20 protein-coding genes and 1 pseudogene are annotated in these 25,279 nt (G+C 29.7%); all 21 read right to left on the bottom strand.

Features of this window, described 5'->3' with window-relative positions; all coding sequences use genetic code 11:
* Positions 1–85: 85 nt before the first annotated feature.
* The 21 genes and pseudogenes from nuoL to prmB all read right to left on the bottom strand — a co-directional run bounded on the left by nuoL (position 86) and on the right by prmB (position 25,151).
* Positions 86–1,942, bottom strand: coding sequence for an NADH-quinone oxidoreductase subunit L (gene nuoL / locus FD727_RS00185; RefSeq protein ID WP_159938162.1), 1,857 nt, complete (start codon positions 1,940–1,942; stop codon positions 86–88).
* A complete protein-coding gene (gene nuoK / locus FD727_RS00180) occupies positions 1,939–2,241 on the bottom strand; it encodes an NADH-quinone oxidoreductase subunit NuoK (RefSeq protein ID WP_159938161.1) in 303 nt (100 codons plus the stop codon). Before nuoK ends, nuoL begins: the two co-directional genes overlap by 4 nt.
* A 49-nt stretch (positions 2,242–2,290) precedes the next feature.
* Positions 2,291–2,791: an NADH-quinone oxidoreductase subunit J gene (gene nuoJ / locus FD727_RS00175; RefSeq protein WP_159938160.1), complete on the bottom strand. Its 501-nt coding sequence runs from the start codon at positions 2,789–2,791 to the stop codon at positions 2,291–2,293.
* 10 nt (positions 2,792–2,801) lie between these two features.
* Positions 2,802–3,344 (bottom strand): NADH-quinone oxidoreductase subunit NuoI, encoded by a 543-nt coding sequence (gene nuoI / locus FD727_RS00170; protein ID WP_159938159.1) that lies wholly within the window; start codon positions 3,342–3,344, stop codon positions 2,802–2,804.
* 9 nt (positions 3,345–3,353) lie between these two features.
* Positions 3,354–4,298, bottom strand: a complete 945-nt coding sequence (gene nuoH, locus FD727_RS00165; RefSeq protein ID WP_159938158.1) for an NADH-quinone oxidoreductase subunit NuoH — start codon at positions 4,296–4,298, stop codon at positions 3,354–3,356.
* A gap of 34 nt (positions 4,299–4,332) precedes the next feature.
* Positions 4,333–7,047 carry an NADH-quinone oxidoreductase subunit NuoG gene (gene nuoG, locus FD727_RS00160; protein WP_159938157.1) on the bottom strand — a complete coding sequence of 905 codons (2,715 nt, stop codon included), beginning with the start codon at positions 7,045–7,047 and terminating at the stop codon, positions 4,333–4,335.
* A gap of 64 nt (positions 7,048–7,111) precedes the next feature.
* Positions 7,112–8,470, bottom strand: a complete 1,359-nt coding sequence (gene nuoF, locus FD727_RS00155; protein WP_370515946.1) for an NADH-quinone oxidoreductase subunit NuoF — start codon at positions 8,468–8,470, stop codon at positions 7,112–7,114.
* Positions 8,467–8,988 (bottom strand): NADH-quinone oxidoreductase subunit NuoE, encoded by a 522-nt coding sequence (gene nuoE / locus FD727_RS00150; protein ID WP_159938156.1) that lies wholly within the window; start codon positions 8,986–8,988, stop codon positions 8,467–8,469. The genes nuoF and nuoE overlap by 4 nt, the downstream gene beginning before the upstream one ends.
* A gap of 2 nt (positions 8,989–8,990) precedes the next feature.
* Positions 8,991–10,790, bottom strand: coding sequence for an NADH-quinone oxidoreductase subunit C/D (gene nuoC / locus FD727_RS00145; protein ID WP_159938155.1), 1,800 nt, complete (start codon positions 10,788–10,790; stop codon positions 8,991–8,993).
* Between the two features lie 143 nt (positions 10,791–10,933).
* A pseudogene (locus tag FD727_RS00140) lies at positions 10,934–11,476 on the bottom strand (NADH-quinone oxidoreductase subunit B); the annotation flags it as partial.
* Between the two features lie 160 nt (positions 11,477–11,636).
* Positions 11,637–12,083 carry an NADH-quinone oxidoreductase subunit A gene (ndhC, locus tag FD727_RS00135; RefSeq protein WP_159938153.1) on the bottom strand — a complete coding sequence of 149 codons (447 nt, stop codon included), beginning with the start codon at positions 12,081–12,083 and terminating at the stop codon, positions 11,637–11,639.
* A 752-nt stretch (positions 12,084–12,835) separates the two neighbouring features.
* Positions 12,836–13,399, bottom strand: a complete 564-nt coding sequence (locus FD727_RS00130; RefSeq protein WP_159938152.1) for a UbiX family flavin prenyltransferase — start codon at positions 13,397–13,399, stop codon at positions 12,836–12,838.
* Between the two features lie 150 nt (positions 13,400–13,549).
* A complete protein-coding gene (gene purF / locus FD727_RS00125; protein WP_159938151.1) occupies positions 13,550–15,067 on the bottom strand; it encodes an amidophosphoribosyltransferase in 1,518 nt (505 codons plus the stop codon).
* 58 nt (positions 15,068–15,125) lie between these two features.
* Positions 15,126–15,587, bottom strand: a complete 462-nt coding sequence (locus FD727_RS00120; protein WP_159938150.1) for a CvpA family protein — start codon at positions 15,585–15,587, stop codon at positions 15,126–15,128.
* A 671-nt stretch (positions 15,588–16,258) separates the two neighbouring features.
* Positions 16,259–17,521 carry a bifunctional tetrahydrofolate synthase/dihydrofolate synthase gene (gene folC, locus FD727_RS00115; RefSeq protein ID WP_159938149.1) on the bottom strand — a complete coding sequence of 421 codons (1,263 nt, stop codon included), beginning with the start codon at positions 17,519–17,521 and terminating at the stop codon, positions 16,259–16,261.
* Positions 17,522–17,573: 52 nt separating this feature from the next.
* The gene (gene accD, locus FD727_RS00110; RefSeq protein WP_159938148.1) at positions 17,574–18,515 is read right to left on the bottom strand and encodes an acetyl-CoA carboxylase, carboxyltransferase subunit beta; all 942 of its coding nucleotides are present in this window, start codon (positions 18,513–18,515) and stop codon (positions 17,574–17,576) included.
* 201 nt (positions 18,516–18,716) lie between these two features.
* Complete coding sequence (gene truA, locus FD727_RS00105; RefSeq protein WP_159938147.1) at positions 18,717–19,526, bottom strand: tRNA pseudouridine(38-40) synthase TruA; 810 nt, start codon at positions 19,524–19,526, stop codon at positions 18,717–18,719.
* Positions 19,527–19,773: 247 nt separating this feature from the next.
* Complete coding sequence (locus FD727_RS00100; RefSeq protein WP_159938146.1) at positions 19,774–20,913, bottom strand: DUF3410 domain-containing protein; 1,140 nt, start codon at positions 20,911–20,913, stop codon at positions 19,774–19,776.
* Between the two features lie 464 nt (positions 20,914–21,377).
* On the bottom strand, positions 21,378–22,598 hold the full coding sequence (gene fabB / locus FD727_RS00095; RefSeq protein ID WP_159938145.1) for a beta-ketoacyl-ACP synthase I: 1,221 nt from the start codon (positions 22,596–22,598) through the stop codon (positions 21,378–21,380).
* Between the two features lie 488 nt (positions 22,599–23,086).
* Positions 23,087–24,157 carry a chorismate synthase gene (aroC, locus tag FD727_RS00090; protein ID WP_159938144.1) on the bottom strand — a complete coding sequence of 357 codons (1,071 nt, stop codon included), beginning with the start codon at positions 24,155–24,157 and terminating at the stop codon, positions 23,087–23,089.
* Positions 24,158–24,218: 61 nt separating this feature from the next.
* Positions 24,219–25,151, bottom strand: a complete 933-nt coding sequence (prmB, locus tag FD727_RS00085; protein WP_159938143.1) for a 50S ribosomal protein L3 N(5)-glutamine methyltransferase — start codon at positions 25,149–25,151, stop codon at positions 24,219–24,221.
* Positions 25,152–25,279: the final 128 nt, after the last annotated feature.

Below are 25,279 nucleotides of genomic sequence, written 5' to 3'. Positions count from 1 at the left end.
TAGTTATTTTATAACATTTCAAATTTCAATGTATTTAAAACTAATTTAGTTTAAATGTTTTAAATGTTTTCTAAAAGAGTGTTCGTTATATTAAACCTAAAAATAATATTAATGATAATATAATTATAGCTCCTATGCTCATTGAAGCCACATACCATCGTAGATAACCATTTATACTTATCACCAACAATTTGCTAATATTACATACTAGTAATACTGGTAAATTAATTAATAAATTAAGAGGATCATGTTTTAATAAGCAAGCAACATAGAGATAAGTTTTAACAAAAACCTGATGATACAAGTAATCAAAACCCCAATATTTAAAACTACATATTTTAAAGTATTGTCCTAAAATATTATTTGTAAAATATGTAAGTAACCAACTTTTACCTAACCATAACATAGAAGAAATCATTATTCCTAATAATATTACTATACTTGAAACAACTTCTAGAATGATTTTATGGTTTCCGTCTAATTCTTTTTGTAATGGAAAAACATCATGTAAAGATGGTTTAATAAGTGCACCAATGAAAGTAGAAAATATTATTAATATAATTAATGGTAAATGGTGTGTGATATGTTTTGAAGGAGTATATGCATTTATTTGTGATTTACCGTGAAAAATGATAAATATCATTCTAAATGTATACAGTGATGAAAGAAATGTACCCAATAATCCAATAATCATTAAATTAATATGATTATTTGCTAATAGTGAACATAAGATTTGATCTTTACTATAAAATCCTGCTGTAAGTATAGGAACAGCTGCTAATGCAGATCCTCCCGCTAAAAAGCAAAGATATATCAAAGGAATTTTCTTACGTAATCCGCCCATTTTAAAAATATTTTGTTCATGATGACATGATAAAATGAGTGAACCTGAAGCAAGAAACAATAATGCTTTGAAAAAAGCGTGTGTCATTAAATGATAAATGGCCGCATTCCATGCTTTTACTCCTAATGCTAGAAACATGTAGCCAATTTGGCTCATAGTTGAGTAAGCAAGAATACGTTTAATATCCGTTTGTACTAATGCTGAAAAAGCTGCCAATATAAGTGTAATTGCACCAATTATAGCAACCAAGTTTAAAACTAATGGTGTTAATAAAAAAAGAAAATGAGTACGAGCTATTAAATAAACACCTGCAGTAACCATAGTAGCAGCGTGAATAAGAGCAGAAACTGGAGCAGGACCAACCATAGCATCAGCTAACCAAGTATGCAGTGGCAATTGTGCAGATTTACCTACAGCACCACCTAATATCATTAATGTTATCCAATTTAAAATATAATCATGAGTATGGTTATTAAAATATAAGGGTACTATTTCTAATAATTTATTAAAATTCAATGTATGAAATTCATTATATATGAGAAATATACCTATAGCTAATAATACATCACCAATACGAGTCATAATAAAGGCTTTTATTGCTGCTATATTATTTTGATGCTTACTATAGTAAAAACCAATTAACATGTAAGAACAGATACCAACACCTTCCCATCCAAGATACATTAATATAAAGTTATCAGATAATACTAGCACTATCATATTAGCGATAAAAAGATTAGTGTATGCAAAAAAACGAGAATAACCATTATCTCCACGCATATACCACGAAGCAAAAATATGAACCAAAAATCCAACAATAACTACTATTGATAACATTGTAAGCGCTAGACTATCTAGCATAAAATTTACTTTTATGGTAAAATCATCTACCTTAATCCAGGTCCATAATGCTGGTAAAAAAGCTATATGTTTATAAACTTGAAATTGTAAAATAGCAAAAATTGTTGTAATCGTCGTTAAACCAATTGAACTTATACCCACTATAGAAGATAAATTATCTGACCAACGACCATGAGAAAATGCTAATATTAGATAACCTAATAGTGGAAATAATACCGTTAAATAGATAAAAGTCATCCATGCATCTCACTTGCTGTATCAACATCTAGCGTTTGCCGAAAATGATAAAATTTTAACAAAATAATAAGACCAATACTCGCTTCTACCGCTGCTACACTAATGGTAATAATATACATTATTTGTCCATCAACTTGTCTGAAATAGCTACTTACTATTACTATAAGTAATGATGCAGAATTTAGCATAATCTCGATACCAGCTAGTATAAACATCAAGTTTCGACGTAATATTAAACAACTTAATCCTAAAATAAAGAGCACAGTAGATAAGATAAGACCGTGTTGTAAAGGAACCATACTTACTCCTATTTTTTTATTTTTAATAATATATTAACATAATCTCTTTTTAAAATTTATCTTTAGTATCTCCACTTCCTAGATGTAAAACAACAACTAAACCAATTAATAACAATATAGATATGAGCTCAACTGCTAATATATAAGGACTAAATAGAGCAATACCTATTGATTTCGTATCAATAACAAAACTACTTATTAAGTGATAACTACTTAATTTAATGGCATAAATTATAAGTGATAATAGTAAAAATGAAATAATAATGGATCCTATACATACAGATGATTTTAACCACTGTAGTTCTTGCTTTTGAATATTTTTTACATTTAGTATCATAATTATAAAGATAAACAAGACCATGATAGCACCAGCATAAATAATGATTTCTATTGCACCAGCAAAATAAGCACCTAAAGAAAAGAAAATACCAGCAATAGACAATAATGAAGCCATTAAATATAGTAATGCATGTATTGGGTTAGTATGTATAATAAAACGTATTGTTGTTAACACTGCTACTATTCCACAAAAATAAAAGATAAATTCCATGCTCAGTACCTCAAGGTAATAGAGTTTTAATATCAACAGAATTATTATCTTTTTTAAGATCGTGTTTCTTTTTAAGCTTATCAGGTGTATTGGTTATATGATAAAAATCATATCCCACGTATTTACCTTGTCCAGAAATTAATAAATCTTCTTTTTCATAAACTAAATCTTGACGTTTAAATTCAGCTAATTCAAAATCTGAAGTTAACTGAATTGCAGCAGTTGGACAAGCTTCTTCACACATCCCACAAAATATACAACGTGAAAAATTAATACGAAAAAACTCTGGATACCAACTTCCATCTAAATTCTCAGCTTTTTGTAATGCAATGCAACTTACAGGACAAGCTACTGCACAAAGATTACATGCAACACAACGTTCTTTACCGTCCGGATTACGTGTGAGTACAATACGTCCACGGTAACGTGGAGGTAAGTACACTAAATCTTCTGGATACAGTTGTGTTTCTCGTTTAGCAAAAGCATGCATTCCTGTTATCCAAATACTGCGTATGATTGTAGCACAACCCACAAAAAGATCTTTTAAAGTCATTTAAACCTCTTATGACGATCTATATAAAATAACTGCTGCAGTTACTAATAAATTCAATAGTGTTAAAGGTAAGCAAACTTGCCAACCGAATGATAGTACTTGATCATAGCGTGGACGTGGTAAAGAAGCACGGACTAAAACAAATATTAACATAAAAAATATAATCTTTAATATAAACCACATAATTGATGGCAAAAATGGACCATACCATCCTCCTAAGAACATCGTTACAATTAGTGCTGATACAGTAATCATTGCTACATATTCACCTATAAAAAATAATCCAAATTTTATACCAGAATATTCAATATGATAGCCATCAGCTAATTCCTGTTCCGCTTCTGGTTGATCAAAAGGATGACGATGGCATATTGCAAATCCTGCAATAGAAAAGGTTAAAAATCCAAAAAATTGAGGGATTATATTCCATAAATGTACTTGATTAACAACAATATCTTTTAAGTTAAATGAACCAGCTTTTGCTACTACGCCCATCAATGATAGACCAAGAAATACTTCATAACTTAGTGTTTGTACCGCAGCACGCATCATACCTAATAAGGAATATTTATTATTACTCGACCAACCGGCAAGTAATATAGCGTATACAGCTAAACCAGCCATCATTAAGAAAAAAAGTACACCAATATTTAAGTCTATTATTACTGAATAGTATGAAATTGGTATTATAGAAAAAATTAATAAAAATAAAACAAAGGAAATTATAGGTGCGATTATGAAAATAAAACGATCGGAAAAAATTGGAACCCAATCTTCTTTAAATAAAATTTTAATCATATCTGCAATTACTTGTAATATACCTCCCCAACCTACCCGATTCGGTCCATAGCGATTTTGCCATAATGCGAGTAAACGACGTTCCGCAAAGCTCATAAAAGCTCCACAAAACACAATCAATAATACCATAACAATAGATTTAAGATTATTGGACATAATATTAAATAGTAACTAAGTAATTAGATTAATTTTATAATATTTTGATTTCTGCTCCTGATAAACATGTCGGAATACCTGGCATACCAAGAGTTAAACCTAATAAACCACTATGCAATAATGAAGAAAGATGTACGGGCAATCTTAGCTTTTCTCCTTTACAAATCAATTCAATTATAGAACCATTCTTTAAACCCATTTTTTTTGCATCTAAAGAATTTATTACCACATTTGTTGGTGACATTGACATAATCTTTTGAAAAATAGGTGATCTTTGACTCATCTCTTCACTGCCAAATAATCTATAGTAAGGTGCAACATGCCATTGATTTACAGCTGAAAAATATGGAGGAATATTAGTAAACCAAGGCAAAGACATATGATTAATTTCAAATAAACGTATACCTGGATCACCATTATGCAGTTTTCCACCTATTTCCTCTTGAAATTTATTCCAAGCCTGTGGTGAATTCCATCCTGGTGACCAAACAAATGGAATTTGTGAATTATTTTCATTTGGCTGATTACTACCTTCCATTGAAAATGCAAACATGGTATCTTTATCTTGTGGTTGACGAGGTTCATGTACATTAATATGAGCACGTGCTGCAGTACGACCACTTGCACGATGTGGTAAACGTGCTAATTTTTGGCCATGAATACGAAATTTAGCATTTGGTGCAGCATCTTTAATTTTTTTTAGATGAGGTAGATGAACAATTACAGAATCAATAACTTCATCTAAACAAGTCCAATGAATTAAACAATTATTTACTACCCCATATAAAGCATGTAACCATCTCCAACCTTCTAATACTATTATACTATTATCATAATAAGAAGGGTCGTAAACCTGGAAAAATCGCTGAGCACGCCCTTCATAATTAATTAGAGTACCATCACCTTCAGCAAAAGTAGAACTAGAAAATACTAAGTTCGCTTTTTTCAGGGTCTGTGTCTGTTGATGATCTATTACAATGATATTATCTATATTTTCTAACGCAATATTTACCTTAGTTTGAGTAGCATATCTATAAAGATCATTTTCAAGTACAATAAGTGTATCAGCTTCTTTTTTAGTAATTTGTTTAAGTGCGCTATCTAATGATAGACCACCTATCAATCCTAAACCAATACTATTAGCTTCAGGTACTAATAGTGTAATACCAACATTAATATTTTTTACTTTTAAAGCTTTTGCAATATTTGCTGAGGCTTCAATCAATGAACTGCTACCAGAATGCATACCAGAAATAATAAGAGGTTTCTTAGCTGTAGTTAATGCTTTTACAATACTATTAATTTTAATAACTAGTTCTTTATCAAAATTATCAACTGGTGGCGCATTATTATCTAATTTATTAGCGATTGCAAAACCTAAACGAGCCTGATTTTCTACTGGTGCATAATAAGTCCACGTTGCAATATCATCTAATCGTGTTTCATCAACGTTAGTAATAAAAAGAGGATATTTAGCATTTTGACCAATATTAAGAATGGCTGATGATTGCCAATCAGCTATTTTGTTAATAACTGACATTTCGCGTGCCTTAGCTTTTACTGCTTGACGTATAGATAACGCTATACGAGCAGCTACTTGCGTAACATCTTCACCCAGTACTAATATGACATCATAAGTTTCAATTTCTCGTAGAGAAGGGGTATAAATCCCACTATTTTTGAGAATTTGTATTATTAAATTAAGACAATTTTGTTCATCTGCTGAAATACCAATTGAGAAATTTTCCTTACCTACTAATTCTCGTAATGCAAAATTACTTTCAATACTAGCACGTGGTGAACCAATACCAATAATTCTCTTAGACTGTCGTAAAATATCTGCAGCTGTACTTACAATCTGTTCTGCAGTTAATTTAATACGATTAATTCCGTTAATTTTTTGAGGATAACGTGGTCGATCTTTACGATTTACGTAACCATATCCAAATCGACCACGATCACATAAGAAATAATAATTAACACTACCATTATAGCGATTTTCAATGCGCCGTAGTTCTCCATAACGCTCACCAGCACTAATATTACAACCTACACAACAGTGATGACAAATGCTTGGAGCAAATTGCATATCCCACTTTCGATTGTAGTGTTCAGAATGAGTTTTATCAGTAAAAACTCCTGTTGGACAAATTTCAACAAGATTACCAGAAAATTCGTTTTCTAACATTCCATCTTTCAAACGACCAAAATATATATTATCATGTGCTCCATACACACCTAAATCTTTACCATCTGCATAATCTTTATAATATCGCACACAGCGATAACAAACTATACAACGATTCATTGCATGAGAAATAAATGGACCAAGATCTTGATTATGATATATTTTTTTATTAAATCGATAACGACGTAAATTATGACTTGTCATTACAGTCATATCTTGTAAATGACAATGTCCACCTTCTTCACATATTGGACAATCATGTGGATGGTTAATCATTAACCATTCTATTACGCTTGCACGGAATTCTTTTGCTTCTTTATCATTGATAGAAATTAATGTATTATTTAATACCGGTGTCATACAAGACATAATTATACGTCCGCGTTTATCTTGAATACTTTCAAATTGCTTAACTGCACATTGACGACAAGCTCCTACACTTCCTAACGCTGGATGCCAACAAAAATAAGGAATATTAAGATCCATAGATAAACAAGCTTGTAACAGGTTATCTGCCGCATTAACATTATATTCTTTACCATCTACATAAATCATAACCATAGCAACTTTCATTCCGTAAACAAATCTTATTTAAAGACGAATGTTCAAAATATTTATTTAATTATTATAGTAATTTCGATATATTTGGTTGAATTCCGGTAATTATTAAATTATTATTCAATGTTTGTTCAGAAATGCCAGCTTCAAATTCTTTACGAAAATATTTAATAGCGCTCTGCAATGGTTCTATAGCTCCTAAAGCATGGGCACAGAAACTTTTACCTGGTCCAAGTTGACGACAAAGATGTTCTAATAGTTCAATATCACCCACTTGTCCGTGTTTTTGTTCTAATGCAGATAGTATTTTTACGCTCCATGGTAAACCATCACGACATGGAGTACACCAACCACATGACTCACGAGCAAAAAATAATTCTAAGTTTCGTACTAATGAAACCATATTAATTTTATGATCAACTGCTATAGCTAAAGCTGTACCTAGTCGACTACCAGCATCATTAATACTAGAAAATTCCATTGGTAAATCAAGATGAGATTCAGTTAAAAAATCTGTTCCAGCTCCGCCTGGTTGCCAAGCTTTTAATTTTAAACCACTGAGCATTCCTCCAGCATAATCTTGAAGAAGTTCACGAGCAGTTACGCCAAATGGTAATTCCCATACTCCTGGATTATTTATCCTTCCAGAAAAACCCATCATTTTCGTACCAGTATCTTTGCTTTTAGAAAGATTTTTATACCAATCTACACCATGTAAAAAGATAGCTGGTATATTTGATAAAGTTTCAACATTATTTATACAAGTTGGTTTACCCCAGAGACCAGCAATAGCTGGAAATGGCGGTTTAGAACGTGGATTAGGTCGACGACCTTCCAATGAATTAATTAACGCAGTTTCTTCTCCACAAATGTAGCGACCAGCGCCAGTATGCAAAAATATTTCTAAATTAAAATCTGTATTTAAAATATGCTTACCCAGCAAACCAACACTTTCAGCTTCATTAATAGCACGGCGTAAATTCATCGATGCTTCAATGTATTCGCCACGTATAAAAATATAACTACGATAAGCTTTTAATGCGTATGCGCTAATTAATATACCTTCTATTAATTGATGGGGCATTTGTTCCATAAGAAGGCGATCTTTATAAGTGCCTGGTTCCATTTCATCTGCATTACACAATAAATAACACATATTTATAGATTCATTTGAGTTATTTTGTGCCATCAAACTCCACTTTAAGCCAGTGGGAAAACCAGCTCCCCCGCGACCTTTGAGACCTGAATCTTTTACTATCTTAATTACTTCTTGCTGGGTCATACCTTTTAATACTTTTTGCGCACCAATATAACCACCCTTACTACGATATTCATTAATCCATACTGGCTGATTATCACTTCGTAAACGCCAAGTTAAAGGATGAGTTTCTTCAGCACGTATAAACTGTATTTGTTTAATAATCATTTATACCGTTCTAGTAAATTCATAATAGATTTAGATTGTAGACGAACATGAGTATCTTCATTAATCATCATGGCTGGACCTTTATCACATAAACCTAAACAACTAATTGGTAATAGTGTAAAACAACCATCAGAAGTAGTTTGACCTGAAGTAATTTTTAAATTATTTTCTAATATGGTCTGAATATCCTGATACCCATTAATATAGCATACAATGCTATCGCAGTAACGAATTACATTACGTCCCACGGGGGTACGGTAAATTTGACTATAAAAAGTTGCTACACCCTCTACATCAGTAGCAGGAATATTTAAAATTTCAGCAATAGCATCAATAGCATCATCTGATATCCAACCACGTTGCTTTTGCACAATCTTTAAAGCTTCAATTGAAACGGCGCGTGTATCTTCATAATGTTTTTTTTCATTTTCGATAAAGCAATATTCTATCTCATTAAGTCTAAATTTTTCTCTAAAAACTACTGACGCTGATTGGGTTATGTTTTTTTTAACATCCATAGTTATCTATCCACATCTGACATTACAAAATCAATACTGCCAAGATATACAATTAAGTCTGATACTAAACTACCACTAATTACAGATGGAATTTGTTGAAGATGAGGAAAACTTGGGGTACGTACACGAGTACGATAACTCATAGTACTACCATCACTAGTTAAATAATAGCTATTAATTCCTTTTGTTGCTTCAATCATTTGAAAAGATTCATTAGGTGGTATTACTGGTCCCCAAGATACTTGTAAAAAATGAGTAATTAATGTCTCAATATGTTGAAGAGTTCGTTCTTTAGGAGGAGGAGTTGTTAAAGGATGTTCTGCTTTAAACGGACCTTCAGGCATATTTTTCATACACTGTTCTAGAATATTTAATGATTGCCATATTTCTTCCATTTTCAATTGCACTCTTGTATATGCATCACTAATACCTGAGCCAATAGGTATCTCAAAATTAAAGTTTTCATAGCCTGAATAAGGACGCCATTTACGTACATCGAAATCTAAACCAGTAGCACGTAAACCAGCACCTGTTATACCCCAAGCTAGTGCTTCATCTATATTATAAGCTGCTACACCTTTAGAGCGATTTATAAGTATTTTATTAGATAAGGCTACTTTATTGTATTCTTTTAGACGTTTAGGCATCCAATTAAGCAATTGACAAAGTAGGCTATCCCAACCTTCTGGAAGATCATGAGCTACTCCGCCAATACGAAACCATGCTGGATGCATACGAGCACCTGTTATTGCTTCAATAATATCATAAATTTTTTGACGGTCTGTAAAAGCAAGAAATACAGGAGTCATAGCTCCAATATCTTGAATAAAAGTAGAAATATAAAGCAAATGACTATTAATACGAAATAATTCAGATAACATTATGCGAATCACTTTAACTCTATCTGGTACAACAATACCAGCTAGTTTTTCTACAGCTAATAAATAAGGCAGTTCATTTATACAACCACCAAGATATTCGATACGATCTGTGTAAGGAATATAACTATGCCATGATTGACGTTCACCCATTTTTTCAGCGCCACGGTGATGATATCCTATATCTGGCACACAGTTGATTATCTCTTCACCATTTAATTGTAAAATTATACGAAAGGCACCGTGTGCTGAAGGATGATTTGGTCCAAAATTAAGAAACATAAAATCTTCATTAAATGAAGCACGCTTCATACCCCAATCTTCTGGTTTAAAAACTAATGCATTCATTTCCAAAGATTCTTTTTGTTTAGTTAATATGAAATTATCAAATTCAGTGGCACGAGCTGGATAATCTTTACGAAGAGGATATCCTTCCCAAGTTTGTGGCATAAGAATACGTATTAAATGCGGATGGTTCTCAAAATAAATTCCAAACATTTCCCAAGTTTCGCGTTCATACCAATTAGCATTTGCGAATATTTTAGTAATAGTTGGAACATTGAGATCATTTTCGAATAATGCTACTTTAAGCATAATATCATGATTACGTTCCACCGATAATAAGTGATAAAAAATAGAAAAATCTGCTGGTGGTAAACCTACACGATGCATTCGTAATCTTTCATCCATCCCATGTAAATCATAAAGCATATTATATGATTTTGGTAATTTATATAAAAAATTAATTACTTCTAAGATTATTTTACGCTTTATCCATATAACTGGTATTCCAATATGAGTTTTTTGAACGATAAAATTATCTAAAGTAAAATTATTATATAGCTCACTAAGCACTAAATTATCTAAATTATTCAAATTTTTTTGAGAAAATTGATCATTATTTTGCTTATTTAAATATATCATATGTTGATCGCTATATTTTAATACGATTCTGAAAATTAAACATTATTAAGATAATTCATACAGTAGATTTTATGAATTATATTCACCTATATAAAGTTATAATGACTAGGATTGTTTGAAAAAATTATTAATTTATGAATCATTTAAATTTTATCTGGAGTTCGTAAATTTCTCACAGAAATACGTTCACCACGTTTTTTTTCACGCTCAGATTGTATATCAGTATTACGATGAATATTTTGGTTACCAACAATCCAGGATAGCGGACGACGTTCATTTCCAATAAGTTTACGTAATAAGAGTAAAGCTTGTATATAAGCTTCTGGCCGCGGTGGACATCCTGGAATATAAACATCAACTGGTAAAAATTTATCTACACCTTGTACCACTGAATAAATATCGTACATACCACCTGAATTAGCACAGGCACCCATTGAAATCACCCATTTTGGTTCTAACATTTGGTCATATAGACGTTTAATAATTGGTGCCATCTTAATAAATGGAGTTCCAGCAATTATCATTAAATCAGATTGACGTGGAGAAGCCCTCATTACTTCTGAGCCAAAACGTGCTACATCATGTACAGCTGTAAATGCAGTTGTCATTTCAACATAACAACATGAAAGCCCAAAATTATATGGCCATAGAGAATTTTTACGACCCCAATTAACTACATTATGCAGATAATTTTTAAGTTTGACCATATAAATATTGTGGAAACTAGCATTTTCTGATAAATCATCTGTATTTTCATTTTTTTTGATAGATATATAATCATTATTATTTTTACTTAAGTTTACGGGTGTTAGCGTATAATCCATTTTATTTCCTCTTTTTAAATATTTAGTAAGGATTATTACGATAATAAAAGTCGTCGACTAGATTTGAATTAACCATTATATTTTTACGTGATGGAGTCCAATTCATTGCACCAATGCGCACTAAATAAAATAAACTTAATAATAATACAGCAATAAAAATCGTTGCTTCGATAAATCCATTCCAGCCATTATTTCGTATAGATATCGCCCATGCATATAAGTATGATGTTTCAACATCAAAAATTACGAAAAAAATTGCAATCAAATAAAATTTAGCAGCAAAACGAATATGTGTGTCACCTGTACTTTGAATACCAGATTCAAATGGAGTGTTTTTGCTGTGTTGTGCAGATGAGCGGCCTCCTAATAACCAACCACATGTTAACATAATTATACATACGCTAATTGTTGTAATAACAAAAACGATAAATGCTGAATATTGAGAATCAATTAGTATTTTTGTAAACATAAATTTTATGACTTATTAAATAGAATTTATTAACATATATTATAGAAATAATAATAAGATGTCGATTTAAGAGTAATAATAAATTTTAATACATAATTTTATGTAAATAAAATTTATATAGATATTTTATCTAGTATTAACATACTATATATTAACTAATTAAATTTTAATTATATTATGACAACTTATCCTCTATATGAAAATTAATCTATTGTAATCTAAGTAGATAATTAAAAATACAAAATGTATAGTTTTATAACTAAAATAGTCACTTTATAATTAATATACAAGTTAATTATATGAATGTTAAATAAGTAATTTTAATACATTTTAAATTCATTTAACTTTAAGTTGTTTTAGGTGTTCTATCTATATATATTATATATGTCATGCTTACATAAAGCAGTTTATATATCTTAAATGATAAATTAATTTGTTAAATTTGCATAAATTCAATATAAAATTTAATAATTTTATTTTATTTAATAATTCTAATTATCAAATTATAAGCAATTTAAAATAAGTTAAAATATTTTAATTGTTGCATTGATAAATCTTAGGAGGGGAACGGGAACAAATAAATATTGTTTTAATGGATTATATTAAACTTATCTTTTATATAAGATATAATATTAAGTTAACAAATATATATATATATATCATTATACATCATTGATTATAATGCTTTTGCCATAATCATATTTAGCCTTAATTATTATTGAATATCAGAATATTGATGTAACTAAAATTACTTAATTCCATCGATTAAATAAATCTTTAGGTAGATTAATATCAAATTGATCAATTATGCGATTAATCGTCTGATCTATCAAATCTTGAATAGTTTGGGGATGATGATAAAATGCAGACACTGGAGGCATAATAATAGCTCCCATTTGAACTGCATTAATCATCATATGTAAATGACCCAGATGCAAAGGTGTTTCACGTACACAAAGTACTAATTTGCGTTGCTCTTTCAATACTACATCAGCAGCACGAGTTAATATATTATCACTATAACTATGTACTATACCTGAAAGAGTTTTAATCGAACAGGGTAAGATGATCATACCCAACGTTTTAAAAGAACCAGAAGAAATATTAGCAGCAATATTATCTATATTATGTATTACATTAGCTAACTTCTCTACTTCATATACACTATAATTGGTTTCTAAAGCTAAGGTTTGACGAGCAGAATAACTCATAACTAAATGAGTTTCTATGTCTTCTACTGATTGTAAAACACGCAGTAAATTAATTCCATAGATAATTCCGCTAGCTCCAGATATACCAATAATTAGTCTTTTCATGTTTTGATTTTTATGTATTTAAGTTATTTAAAATATTATTAGCATAGTAAAAATTACTGTAGAATAAATTATTTATCATGTATTTAAGATAAAGAAATGACGTCTAATAAACTAAATATTTTATATTTTAATAAATTTTTTAAATATCATTTATCCTTCATTATGTAATTCTAAGTTTTCTGTTACATTTTGATTAGCTATAAATTTGTTACCTTCGTTACGTAATACATGTATATGGTGAAGATATTTTTCATCTATATCTTCAGTAACATAAATACCGTTGAATACAGAACATTCAAATTGTTTAATATCAGGATTTTGTTCTCGTACAGCTTCTATCAAATCTTCGAGTGATTGAAAAATCAAAGCATCAGCTTTAATGATCTCACAAATTTCTTTTACATCACGATCATATGCTATTAATTCTGTGACACTGGGCATATCAATACCATAAACGTTTGGAAAACGAATTTCTGGTGCAGCAGATGCTAAATAAACATTTTTTGCACCTGCTTCACGCGCCATTTCAATGATTTGTTCAGATGTTGTTCCACGAACAATAGAATCATCTACCAATAATACATTTTTATTATAAAATTCTGCAGAATTAGTATTGAGTTTATGCCTTATAGCGTTCACTCGTACTTGTCTACCCGACATAATAAAAGTACGACCTACATAACGGTTTTTTACAAATCCTTGACGATAAGGTTTATTAAGAATACGAGCAATTTCCAATGCAATATCTGTAGATGTTTCTGGGATCGGAATAACTACATCAATATCTAAATGTTTCCATTCACGAGCAATTTTTAATCCTAACTTAACACCCATTTGTACTCGGGCACTATAAACCGAAATTTTATCCAGAACTGAATCAGGACGAGCAAAATAAACATATTCAAATAAACATGGATTGCTCTTTGAATTTGCTGCACACTGACAGGTTAACAACTGTCCTTTTTCTGTAATGTATACTGTTTCACCAGATTTTACATCACGAATTAAGTCAAAACCTAGCATATCCAATGCTACACTTTCTGAAGCTACCATGTATTCTTTACGCCCATCAGCTATTTTACGTTTACCAAGAACTAATGGACGAATACCGTGTGGATCACGAAATGCTATCATACCATGTCCAATAATCATTGCTACTACTGCATAAGCCCCTTTAACTTGTTGGTGTACTTCTGTTACTGCAGCAAAAATATTATGAGGTTCTAATCGATATTGCTGAAAACGATCCAATTCCTGTGCAAATATATTTAATAATACTTCAGAATCTGAAGTTGTATTAATATGACGACGACCTACCTTGAATAAATGTTTACGTAATTCTTGTGCATTAGTGATATTACCATTATGCGCTAGAGTAATACCATAGGGGGAGTTGACATAAAATGGTTGTGCTTCTGATGCACTAGAACTACCAGCAGTAGGATACCTTACATGCCCAATTCCTATATTACCTTTTAATTGTTGCATGTGACGCACTTTAAAAACATCTTTTACTAAACCATTAGCTTTACGCAGACGAAAGCAATTCAGTGCATCGATAGTACAAATACCAGCAGCATCTTGCCCACGATGTTGCAGCATTGTTAAAGCATCATAAATTGCATGATTCACTGGCATAAAACCCATTATACCAACAATACCACACATTTAATTATTTCCTTAAATACCTGCAATTATATGACTAAAATAAAATTTTCAATTGATTTTAATTAAAATAATTAGAAATCCACTTAATAATATAATTAAATTCAGGAATAAGTCTAGATTGTTTCCAATCTAAGTTTTCAGGAAAATTAGTAAATCTAATAAAAAAGAAAATAATTGCAGAAACAACTAAGATACCTTGTAATAAACCAAAACAAATTCCAAAAATCTTATTAAGCATTAATAAATTACTTTCTCTTATTAAAGAATTAACAATATAGTTCAACATAGTTCCTATAATTAAGGTTGCAATAAATAATACTATAATAGCAATTATATTTCGTACACGTTCATTATTAAATATAGTTAGCATAATTGCAAAATATGAATAGTAATTTATAGTAATAAAAAACATAGCTCCCCAAGTAATAAGAGATAAAGCATCTTGGATAAATCCTCGAATAAAACCCATTAAGGATAAGAGGCTAATTATTGTAATGATAATATAATCTATCCAATTCATAAATTATTCCAAATAATATTTTTTATTTTATGATCTTTATAATAAATATTTGATTTTTATCTTAAAAATTAATATCATTAAATCTAACTAATAATGAAGATATTAAATATTTCGATCAATAAAACTAACAAAACTACATAATGAACGTAATTAATTGTTTATTTTTTAGCATATGATTTTATGTTTTTAACAAAAATATTTAAATTGTTTAATTTAGATAAATTACTATAGATATTTAAAATATCCAGTCAAATATAACTAAAAATATCTATTTATAGATATATAGTGAATTTTTATATTTTAAACATATTAAAGTTAATTAATTACATATAAATATCGTTTCTAATTGTAATATGAGTTTGAATATTTATTTAACTTAGAGCTTGTAAAAAATTACTAAAGAAACAATATTTATATATTGTTAGAACCAACATTGCTCAATACTTGAATATTAATTATTCAATAATAGTTTAAATATTTCAATACATAAGATATGTATATTAATTTTAATTAAATATTCATGATAAATTCTATTATACCATCTAAAAACTCAATTAATAATTCAAACTAAATGCAATAATTACAATTCTATTTTTAATTTTATATCAAAAAATTAAAAACAAATATAAAATATAATATAGATTATATTTTATATTTATTTTTTACTCTTTTTATTTATTATAATTCACTAACATTATAACCTGAGATACAGTATAAAAAGAGCCACATACTATGATTGTATCATCTTGAGTAGCATATGAATATGCAGCTTCCCATGCAGCTTTAACATTATTAAATGTCCTACTATTATTAGAAATATTGAAACTCATTAGTTCTTCAGCTAATGCTCCTCGTGGACAAGTAAGAGAAGCATAATACCAATAATCTACTTGTGATTCTAAAGCTACTAAAGTACCTTTAATATCTTTATCTAACAACATACCTATAACAGCATGTATTTGACCTTTTTTAACCTCTTTAGCTAAACGTGTTGCTAAATAATAAGCAGCATGCGGATTATGTGCAACATCTAAAATTACACGTGGACTCATACTAATAGTTTGGAATCTACCAGATAATGTTATTAAAGGTAACTGTTGACGAATAATGCTTTCATTTATCTTTAAACCTGAAATACGTAATGCAGCAAGAGCTGTTGCTGCATTTGATAGAGGAATTTGCGGGATTGGTAAAGAATATAATGTTCCATGTTGATCTTGGAACATCCACTTATCTTCAGTTTGTTTCCATCTCCAATCGTAATTTAATTGATGTAACCAAGCTCCTATCTCTTTAGCTACATCAGCAATAGTAGATGGCGCATCATCTTCTCCAACAATAGCTGCTTTATTGTATCTAAATATACCTGCTTTTTCGCGTCCTATACTGTTTCTATCTGGTCCAAGCCAAGAAATATGATCTAAAGCAATATTAGTAATTATAGATATATCAGGATCAATAATATTAGTTGCATCCAAACGTCCTCCTAAACCTACTTCTAAAATTACAATATCTAAATGAGCTTTACAAAATAAATTTAATGCAGATAATGTGCCAAACTCAAAATAAGTTAATAAAATATCATCGCGGCCATCTTCTATAAAAGCAAAACTATCACTATGTAAAGATTCATTAAGTTCTATACCTTGTATTCGTACACGTTCGGTATATTTGAGTAAATGTGGAGAACTATAAACACCTACGCGATAACCTGCTTCTATTAACAATATTTCTAACATACGACACGTAGTACCTTTACCATTAGTTCCAGCAACGGTAAAAATAAAAGATGCAGGTTTTAATAACTTTAGTTTTAAAGCAATATACTGAACACGATTTAAATTCAGTTCGATTTCTTTATCATATAAACTTTCAATGTAAGAAAGCCAAATATCTAAAGAAGATGTTCTGTTAGGACAATGCGAAATCGTCATGTATTATTTATATGAATATATATGATATATAATAAAAATTAAAGATTTGTTACTAAAATTTTCCTTTGCTTATTAAGCCTTCAAATAAAGTGTTGCTATTTTGTGATTCACATGAATTAAAATGTTCAGTATTTTGCAATGGGGCGGGTAAACCCATTAATTTTGCCAATAAATTCGCTAATTTAAAGCGCATATCTGGTCGTCTGATTATCATATCAATCGCACCTCTTTCAATCAAAAATTCACTACGTTGAAATCCCGGTGGTAATTTCTCTCGTACAGTTTGTTCAATAATACGTGGACCTGCAAATCCAATCAATGCTTTTGGTTCTGCAACAGTAAGATCACCTAGCATGGCTAAACTAGCTGAAACACCGCCCATCGTTGGATCAGTAAGTACCGAAATATACGGTAAACCATGTCTTTGTAAATTTGCTAAAGCGGCGCTAGTTTTTGCCATTTGCATTAAAGATATTAATGCTTCTTGCATACGAGCACCACCGCTGGCAGAAAAACAAATTAAAGGACATGAGTCTTTCAGAGCTTGTTCAACAGCAAGTATAAAACGTGCACCTACTACGGAGCCCATTGAACCGCCCATAAATGAAAATTCAAATGCAGTAGCTACTACAGGTATTGCATAAAGTCGACCCTTCATTACTACTAATGCATCTTTTTCACCTGTTTCTTTTTGAGCTGATGTTAAACGGTCCTTATATTTTTTTAAATCACGAAATTTAAAGATATCCTTTGGTTCTAGTTCACTACCTAATTCTGTCAAAGAACCTTCATCTAATAAACGATACAGGCGATTACGGGCATGCATATGCATATGATAATCACATTTTGGGCAAACTTCAAAATTTTTTTCTAATTCAGCTCGATATAACACTTGACTACAATGTTCACATTTAGTCCAAATGCCTTTAGGAATATTAACTTTCCGTAAAGAATTTACATTTCTTTTGTTTAATATTCGTTCAATCCAACTCATCGATCACCTTTTATGTAATTAAATAGTTATAAACTATATAAGATCCTAGAATAATGTTTATATATTTATATATGAACAAGATAAATATTCATATATTTTACAATATTATGTGTTGTTGCATTAATTAATATTAAAATCTACTGACATAAAATATGTAATTTATTTACTATCAATACTCTTCTATAATTTGATAATTCATAATTAATCAATAAAAAATAATGGTCCCATATTCGTTTTAGGCAATGAAAAACATCTTGGATACTCTACCGAAACGAGATATAAACCATTAGCTTTTGCTGTTACTGAAGCTAATGTGCGATCTTTTGCAGCAAGTAATATAGCTATCCAATCTTCTGATTGATTAGAACATCCAACTTGTATTAAACTACCAACAATATTACGTACCATATGATGTACAAAAGCATTAGCTTTAATGTCAAACATTACATATGGACCTTGTCTTATAATATTTAAATACATTATATTACGCCATGGGGTAGATGATTGACATTGTATAGCACGAAATGATGTGAAATCATGCTCTCCTATTAAACATCGACTAGCACGTAGCATTTTTTCTATATTTAATAAATGGTAAAAATGTGTTAAACCATGATTTAAAATTGCTGGACGTTGTGGATTATTATAAATAATATAGCGGTAACGACGAGCTTTTGCACTAAAGCGAGAATGAAATAAATCTGGGACAGGTTGAGCCCAACGTATTGAAATATCATAAGGTAGATTAGAATTTATCCCTAATGTCCATGCATTATTAGTGCGATATGAAGTAGTAGTAAAATGAACTACTTGACCAGTACTATGTACTCCTGAATCTGTACGTCCAGCACAGAATAAATTAATGTCATGATTGGCTATTTTTGATACTGCTTTACTTAAAGTTTCTTGAATGCTATTCTTCGATCCCTTTTGAGATTGCCAACCATAGTAACGAGTACCATCGTATTCTACGCCTAATGCTAATTTTAAAGTTTTAATATTATTAACCATATTCTAAAAATATGCTTGTATGGAAATAAACACTTAATAAATTAAATTTAAAAACTATTATAATCAGATAGTTTATTCTATATTTTCAATATTGTATTTGTATATAACTTTTGATATTAACAATAAATAAATTTGAATAATTTTTAACGATATTTATTTATTAGCTAAATAGCTAATTAAAATAATCTTACAAATGTTTTGTTTGATTTATAGATTTGTAAAATTATTCAATATAATTTAGTATTCTTTAATAAGACTGTAATTTTGTGCAAAAACCAAGATTTTTTAGTATATATGTTGTGTCAATATCATTACATATAATTTGTAGAGAGGACCATTCACGACGTTCCTGATAAGTTTTACGTAAATAGTCAAAGCCAGTCGGACTTGTAGCTACTTTTCGTAACATCATATCATCATAACTTATATCATATATTAAGGTAGATAACTTTTTTAAGTTAGATTGATTTAGTTTGCCTGGAAATTTAATTTCACTAAGATTTTTAGATGGTAATAGTTTTTCTAAAACTATTTTTGGAGTATAATGGATAAATTTACACCAAGCTTCAAATATTTGAATTGTACCTCGTAATTTACCTTCAACTGTGTAACCAGCAATATGTGGAGTAGCAATATCAATCTTGTTTAATAAATTTGGTAATAAATTTGGTTCATTTTCCCATACATCCAATATGATTGTAAGATCTTTACGTATATTTAAAACTTTTAATAATGCACTATTATCTACTACTGGTCCACGCGAAGTATTAATTAATATTGTATTTGGTTGTAATTTCATAAGAAGATTAAAATTAGCTAAATGCCAGCTTCTATATAAGCCATTTTTTAATAAAGATGTATGAAAAGTAACAATATTAGATCGTGATACTAATTCGTCTAAAGTAGTAAAATCCTCTTCATTATAGTTACCATATTTTGTACGTAAAGGATCACATAATAAAGTTTTTACACCCAAAACTTTTAATCTATTATATAAATGATTACCTATATTACCAACTCCTATAATACCAACTGTACGATCAAATAAATTAAAATTATCACGTTCGGCAATAAATAATAATGCACAAATAACATACTCAACTACTGCAATAGCATTACAACCTGGTGCTGCACAAAATGTAATTCCTGCTTTAGATAAAGACACATAGTCAATATGATCAGTACCAGAAGTAGCTGTTCCAACAAATTTTACTGATGTATTAGCTAACATTTTAGCATTAATATTAGTAAGAGAACGTACCATTAATCCATTTGCGTTTTTTAGTTTATCTATGGGTATCTGTCGCCCTGAAATTATCATCACTTCACCAGTTTGACTAAATAGCTCGAGAGCATGCGGCATATTTTCATCAACTAAAATTTTCACTACTTTGGATCCTATTTAATTTAATTATTAAAAATTAATAAAAAGTTAACTATAAGAAAATATTAATAATAGTAATTAATATAATATTTAATATATAATATCATTATATTATGTATTATTATTAATAATATAAATGTTAATATTAAACATTTAATATCATTTACGTACGTATAAATATATATTATTTGTATAATTCACTTAATATAATTAAAAAATGCATTAATATAATTAAATAATTATTTATTTAATTATATTTAATAAACATTAATACTATATTTATACCAATAAAACTTAATTTTATGACATATAAAATTAAGTGTTTAATTTTTCTAAATAATATAAACTAAATTATTAAAATTACTAAAACATTACTCTTTTTTTTAAAAAGAAAATGTTTGTTTGTATAGATGTTTGTAATTATATTTTTTGAAAGTCAATAAAATAGATATTAAAAATATAAATTTTTATATTTCATATTTGCTCATTGCTAAAGTAGCATTGGTCCCACCAAAGCCAAAACTATTTGACATTACTGTGCTCAATGTTTTTTCAAGAGTTTGAGTAACAATTTTCATATCTTTAGCAGCACTATCTATCTTTTCCACATTAATACTTGGTGCGATAAAATTATATTTTAACATTAATAATGCATAAATAGCTTCCTGAACTCCAGCTGCTCCCAACGAATGACCAGTCATAGCTTTAGTTGCAGAAATATAAGGAATATTATTACCAAAAACTGTTTTAATTGCACTTAATTCTCTTAAATCTCCAATTTGAGTAGATGTACCATGAGTATTAATATAATCAATTGGATGATGCAATCTATGCATGGCCATTTTCATACAACGTACTGCACCTTCACCTGAAGGTACAACCATATCACTACCATCTGATGTTGCACCAAAACCTACTATTTCTGCATAAATATGTGCATTCCGTGCTATTGCATGTTTTAGTTCTTCTACTACTACTATTCCACCTCCACCTGCAATAACAAAACCATCACGATTAGCATCATAAGGTCGTGATGCTCTTTCTGGTGTTTGGTTATATTTAGTTGAAAGCGCTCCCATTGCATCAAATTCACAAGCCATTTCCCAACTAAGTTCTTCACCACCACCTGCAAATACTATATCTTGTTTATTTAGCTGAATTTGTTCTACAGCATTACCAATACAATGCGCAGAAGTAGCGCACGCTGAACTAATAGAATAATTTACACCATAAATTTTAAAAGGTGTAGCTAAACATGCTGATACACCTGATGCCATTGCTTTAGTTACTATATATGGGCCAATACCTTTTAAACCACGAGGTCCACGCATTGCATCAGCACCAAATACTTGATAACGAGGAGAACCACCACCTGAACCAACAATTAATCCTACACGAGGATTAGTTTGATATTGTTCAGAAGTTAAACCAGAATCTTGTATAGCCTGAATCATAGATAGATATGCATAAATTGATGCATCGCTCATAAAACGTATAATTTTACGTTCTATAAGTTTATTAGTATCTAATTTTATATTACCCCATATGTGACTACGCATACCAATTGCTTTCATTTCTTCAGAAAAAGAAACACCAGAACGTCCTTTACGCAAAGAACTTAAAACTTCTTGCTGATTATTACCAATACTAGAAATTATACCTATACCGGTAATTACGGCACGTTTCATTTAATAGTCCTTAATTCCATTAAATGTTTAATTTTTGAATGAAGATAAAATAGTGGTTTATAGTTAAAATATGAATAATCTATAAAAATCATTTTATATAATAAAATATTCGTTTATTAAACATGCTAGATTTTAAATCTAATGTAGATTATTGATACTATCATTAAAATTCATAAGGTAGATTTATTAATTAAGATTATAGAGAATTCGCTTTGAGCAAAATAAATTTTTGCTTAATTTAAAAAAAAATAAAATTTATTTAAATTTTATTTGATTAATTGTTTTGAAAACTTATGTATATAAAGTTGCTAAAATATTAATAGATAAAAATCTATGTATACTTACATATAAAATAAATAAATAATTTATAATTACATTATATAATATAAAATATATAGTCAGATGTAAATTTATTATTAATTTTATTTGGTAAGATATTTAGTTAACATTTTAAAATGTAATTATCTAATTTAATTACGATAATTAAGTCATAAAATTTTAATTTCACCACATTGTGCTCTATACCTTAAAAGATGATCCATTAAAATAATTGCCATCATTGCTTCAGCTATGGGTACTGCTCGAATTCCAACACAAGGGTCATGGCGCCCTTTAGTAATTATTTCTATTTCTTTACCATCACGAGTAATAGTTTCACCAGGAACAGAAATACTTGATGTAGGTTTCATTGCTATATTCACAGTAATGATTTCACCATTACTGATTCCACCTAATATTCCACCAGCACGATTACTTTTAAAACCATCAGCATTAATTTCATCCCGATGTTCACTACCGCGTTGTTTGATAACTTTAAAACCATCTCCAATTTCAACGCCTTTTACAGCATTAATGCTCATGAGAGCATGAGCTAAATCAGCATCAAGTCGATCAAACACTGGTTCACCTAATCCTGAAGGTATATTATTTGCTATTACAGTAATTTTAGCACCAATGGAATCACCTTCTTTTTTTAGTTTTCTAATAAGTTTATCTAATTCATCTAACTTTGAATCATCTGGACAAAAGAATGGATTACTTTCCACACATTTCCAATCCTTAAATTCACAACTTATTGTACCCATCTGAGCCAAATACCCTCGTATTCCAATACCATATTGTTGTAAATATTTTCTAGCTATTGCACCAGCTGCCACACGCATAGCTGTTTCACGTGCTGAAGAACGTCCTCCTCCACGATAATCACGTATACCATATTTTTGTTCATATGTATAATCTGCATGCCCAGGGCGAAATATATCTTTAATAGAACTATAATCTTGCGATTGTTGATCAGTATTATTAATTAATAAACCAATAGAAGTACCAGTAGTCTTACCATCAAATATACCTGATAAAATTTTGATTTGGTCTAATTCTTGTCTCTCAGTAGTATATTTCGACATTCCTGGCCGACGTCGATTTAAATCATGCTGAATATCATGTTCATTAAGTATCATACCAGGTGGTACTCCATCAACTATACAGCCTATGGCAATACCATGAGATTCGCCAAAAGTAGTTACCCTAAAACATTGACCTATACTATTTCCAGACATATAAATTACCTTATAAATTTTAATTCAAATATAATTTAAATATTCTGCATTATTCTAGATGTTAATCTCTATAAAAACAAAAATGGTGTTGTGCTGAAATAATGTTGTCTCGAGTTAACATAAACATTCCGTGATTATTCTTATTAAACTCTAACCACATAAAAGGAATATCTGAATATTGATTAATCATATGCACCATACTATTTCCTACTTCACAAATCAATACACCATTATCTGTAAGATAGTCAGATGCACAGGCTAAGATACGACGTATAAGTTTTAATCCATCACTTCCAGCAACTAATCCTAATTCTGGTTCATATAGATATTCTTTTGGCAGATTATTCATATCTTCAGTATCTACATATGGTGGATTAGTAACTATTAAGTTATATTTTACTTGCGGTAAATGACGGAATAAATCTGATTTGATAGGTATTACTTGATTCATTAATCCATGTCTTTCAATATTTATTTCTGCTACCGCTAATGCATTACCAGAGATGTCTACTGCATCAATTTCAGAATCTGAGAAAGCATGTGCACAAGCAATAGCAATACAACCGCTACCTGTACACATATCTAAAATATAATGTGGTTTTTCAGTTATTAAACCCGCAAATCGCTTTTCGATGAGTTTTCCAATTAATGAACGTGGTATTAGAACACGTTCATCAACATAAAATTCATGTCTACAAAACCAAGCTTTATTAGTAATATATGCTACTGGGATTCGCTCAGTTACTCGACGAATAACACGCTCTACAATTAAATTACGTTCACTATTAGTTAAACGAGCATGACGAATGTTTTTAGGAGTGTTTAATGGTAACCAAAGAGTAGGTAAAATTAGTTGAACTGCTTCATCCCAAGGATTATCTGTTCCATGTCCATACCATAAATTTGCTGCATAAAAACAACTTACAGCCCAGCGTAACATATCTTCAATAGTAGAAAGATCGTTTATTGCTTCATCAACTAAAATTTTATCCACATTATTCTCCAAAACCCACCTAGTTAATCAACTAATAATTCATTTCCTTATTTTAAATAGAGTTAATATTTTATTAAATCCAATAAATTTAAATCTTTAAAACGATAAAATCTAATATTATTAGATAA

The sequence above is a fragment of the Pantoea sp. Mhis genome, assembly GCF_009830015.1.
Note: the sequence above shows the minus strand (reverse complement) of the source record. Positions and strands in the feature narration are given on the sequence as shown.

Coding starts and splice junctions, on each gene's coding strand:
- accD (WP_159938148.1), bottom strand. CDS start 18,515: ATGAGTTGGATTGAACGAATATTAAACAAAAGAAATGTAAATTCTTTA.
- nuoJ (WP_159938160.1), bottom strand. CDS start 2,791: ATGGAATTTATCTTTTATTTTTGTGGAATAGTAGCAGTGTTAACAACA.
- nuoE (WP_159938156.1), bottom strand. CDS start 8,988: ATGGATGTTAAAAAAAACATAACCCAATCAGCGTCAGTAGTTTTTAGA.
- nuoF (WP_370515946.1), bottom strand. CDS start 8,470: ATGATTATTAAACAAATACAGTTTATACGTGCTGAAGAAACTCATCCT.
- nuoC (WP_159938155.1), bottom strand. CDS start 10,790: ATGATATATTTAAATAAGCAAAATAATGATCAATTTTCTCAAAAAAAT.
- nuoK (WP_159938161.1), bottom strand. CDS start 2,241: ATGGTTCCTTTACAACACGGTCTTATCTTATCTACTGTGCTCTTTATT.
- FD727_RS00120 (WP_159938150.1), bottom strand. CDS start 15,587: ATGAATTGGATAGATTATATTATCATTACAATAATTAGCCTCTTATCC.
- fabB (WP_159938145.1), bottom strand. CDS start 22,598: ATGAAACGTGCCGTAATTACCGGTATAGGTATAATTTCTAGTATTGGT.
- nuoL (WP_159938162.1), bottom strand. CDS start 1,942: ATGACTTTTATCTATTTAACGGTATTATTTCCACTATTAGGTTATCTA.
- aroC (WP_159938144.1), bottom strand. CDS start 24,157: ATGTCTGGAAATAGTATAGGTCAATGTTTTAGGGTAACTACTTTTGGC.
- nuoI (WP_159938159.1), bottom strand. CDS start 3,344: ATGACTTTAAAAGATCTTTTTGTGGGTTGTGCTACAATCATACGCAGT.
- purF (WP_159938151.1), bottom strand. CDS start 15,067: ATGTGTGGTATTGTTGGTATAATGGGTTTTATGCCAGTGAATCATGCA.
- truA (WP_159938147.1), bottom strand. CDS start 19,526: ATGGTTAATAATATTAAAACTTTAAAATTAGCATTAGGCGTAGAATAC.
- ndhC (WP_159938153.1), bottom strand. CDS start 12,083: ATGTTTACAAAAATACTAATTGATTCTCAATATTCAGCATTTATCGTT.
- nuoG (WP_159938157.1), bottom strand. CDS start 7,047: ATGGTTATGATTTATGTAGATGGTAAAGAATATAATGTTAATGCGGCA.
- nuoH (WP_159938158.1), bottom strand. CDS start 4,298: ATGTCCAATAATCTTAAATCTATTGTTATGGTATTATTGATTGTGTTT.
- folC (WP_159938149.1), bottom strand. CDS start 17,521: ATGACGATTTCGCATTGTCCTAACAGAACATCTTCTTTAGATATTTGG.
- FD727_RS00130 (WP_159938152.1), bottom strand. CDS start 13,399: ATGAAAAGACTAATTATTGGTATATCTGGAGCTAGCGGAATTATCTAT.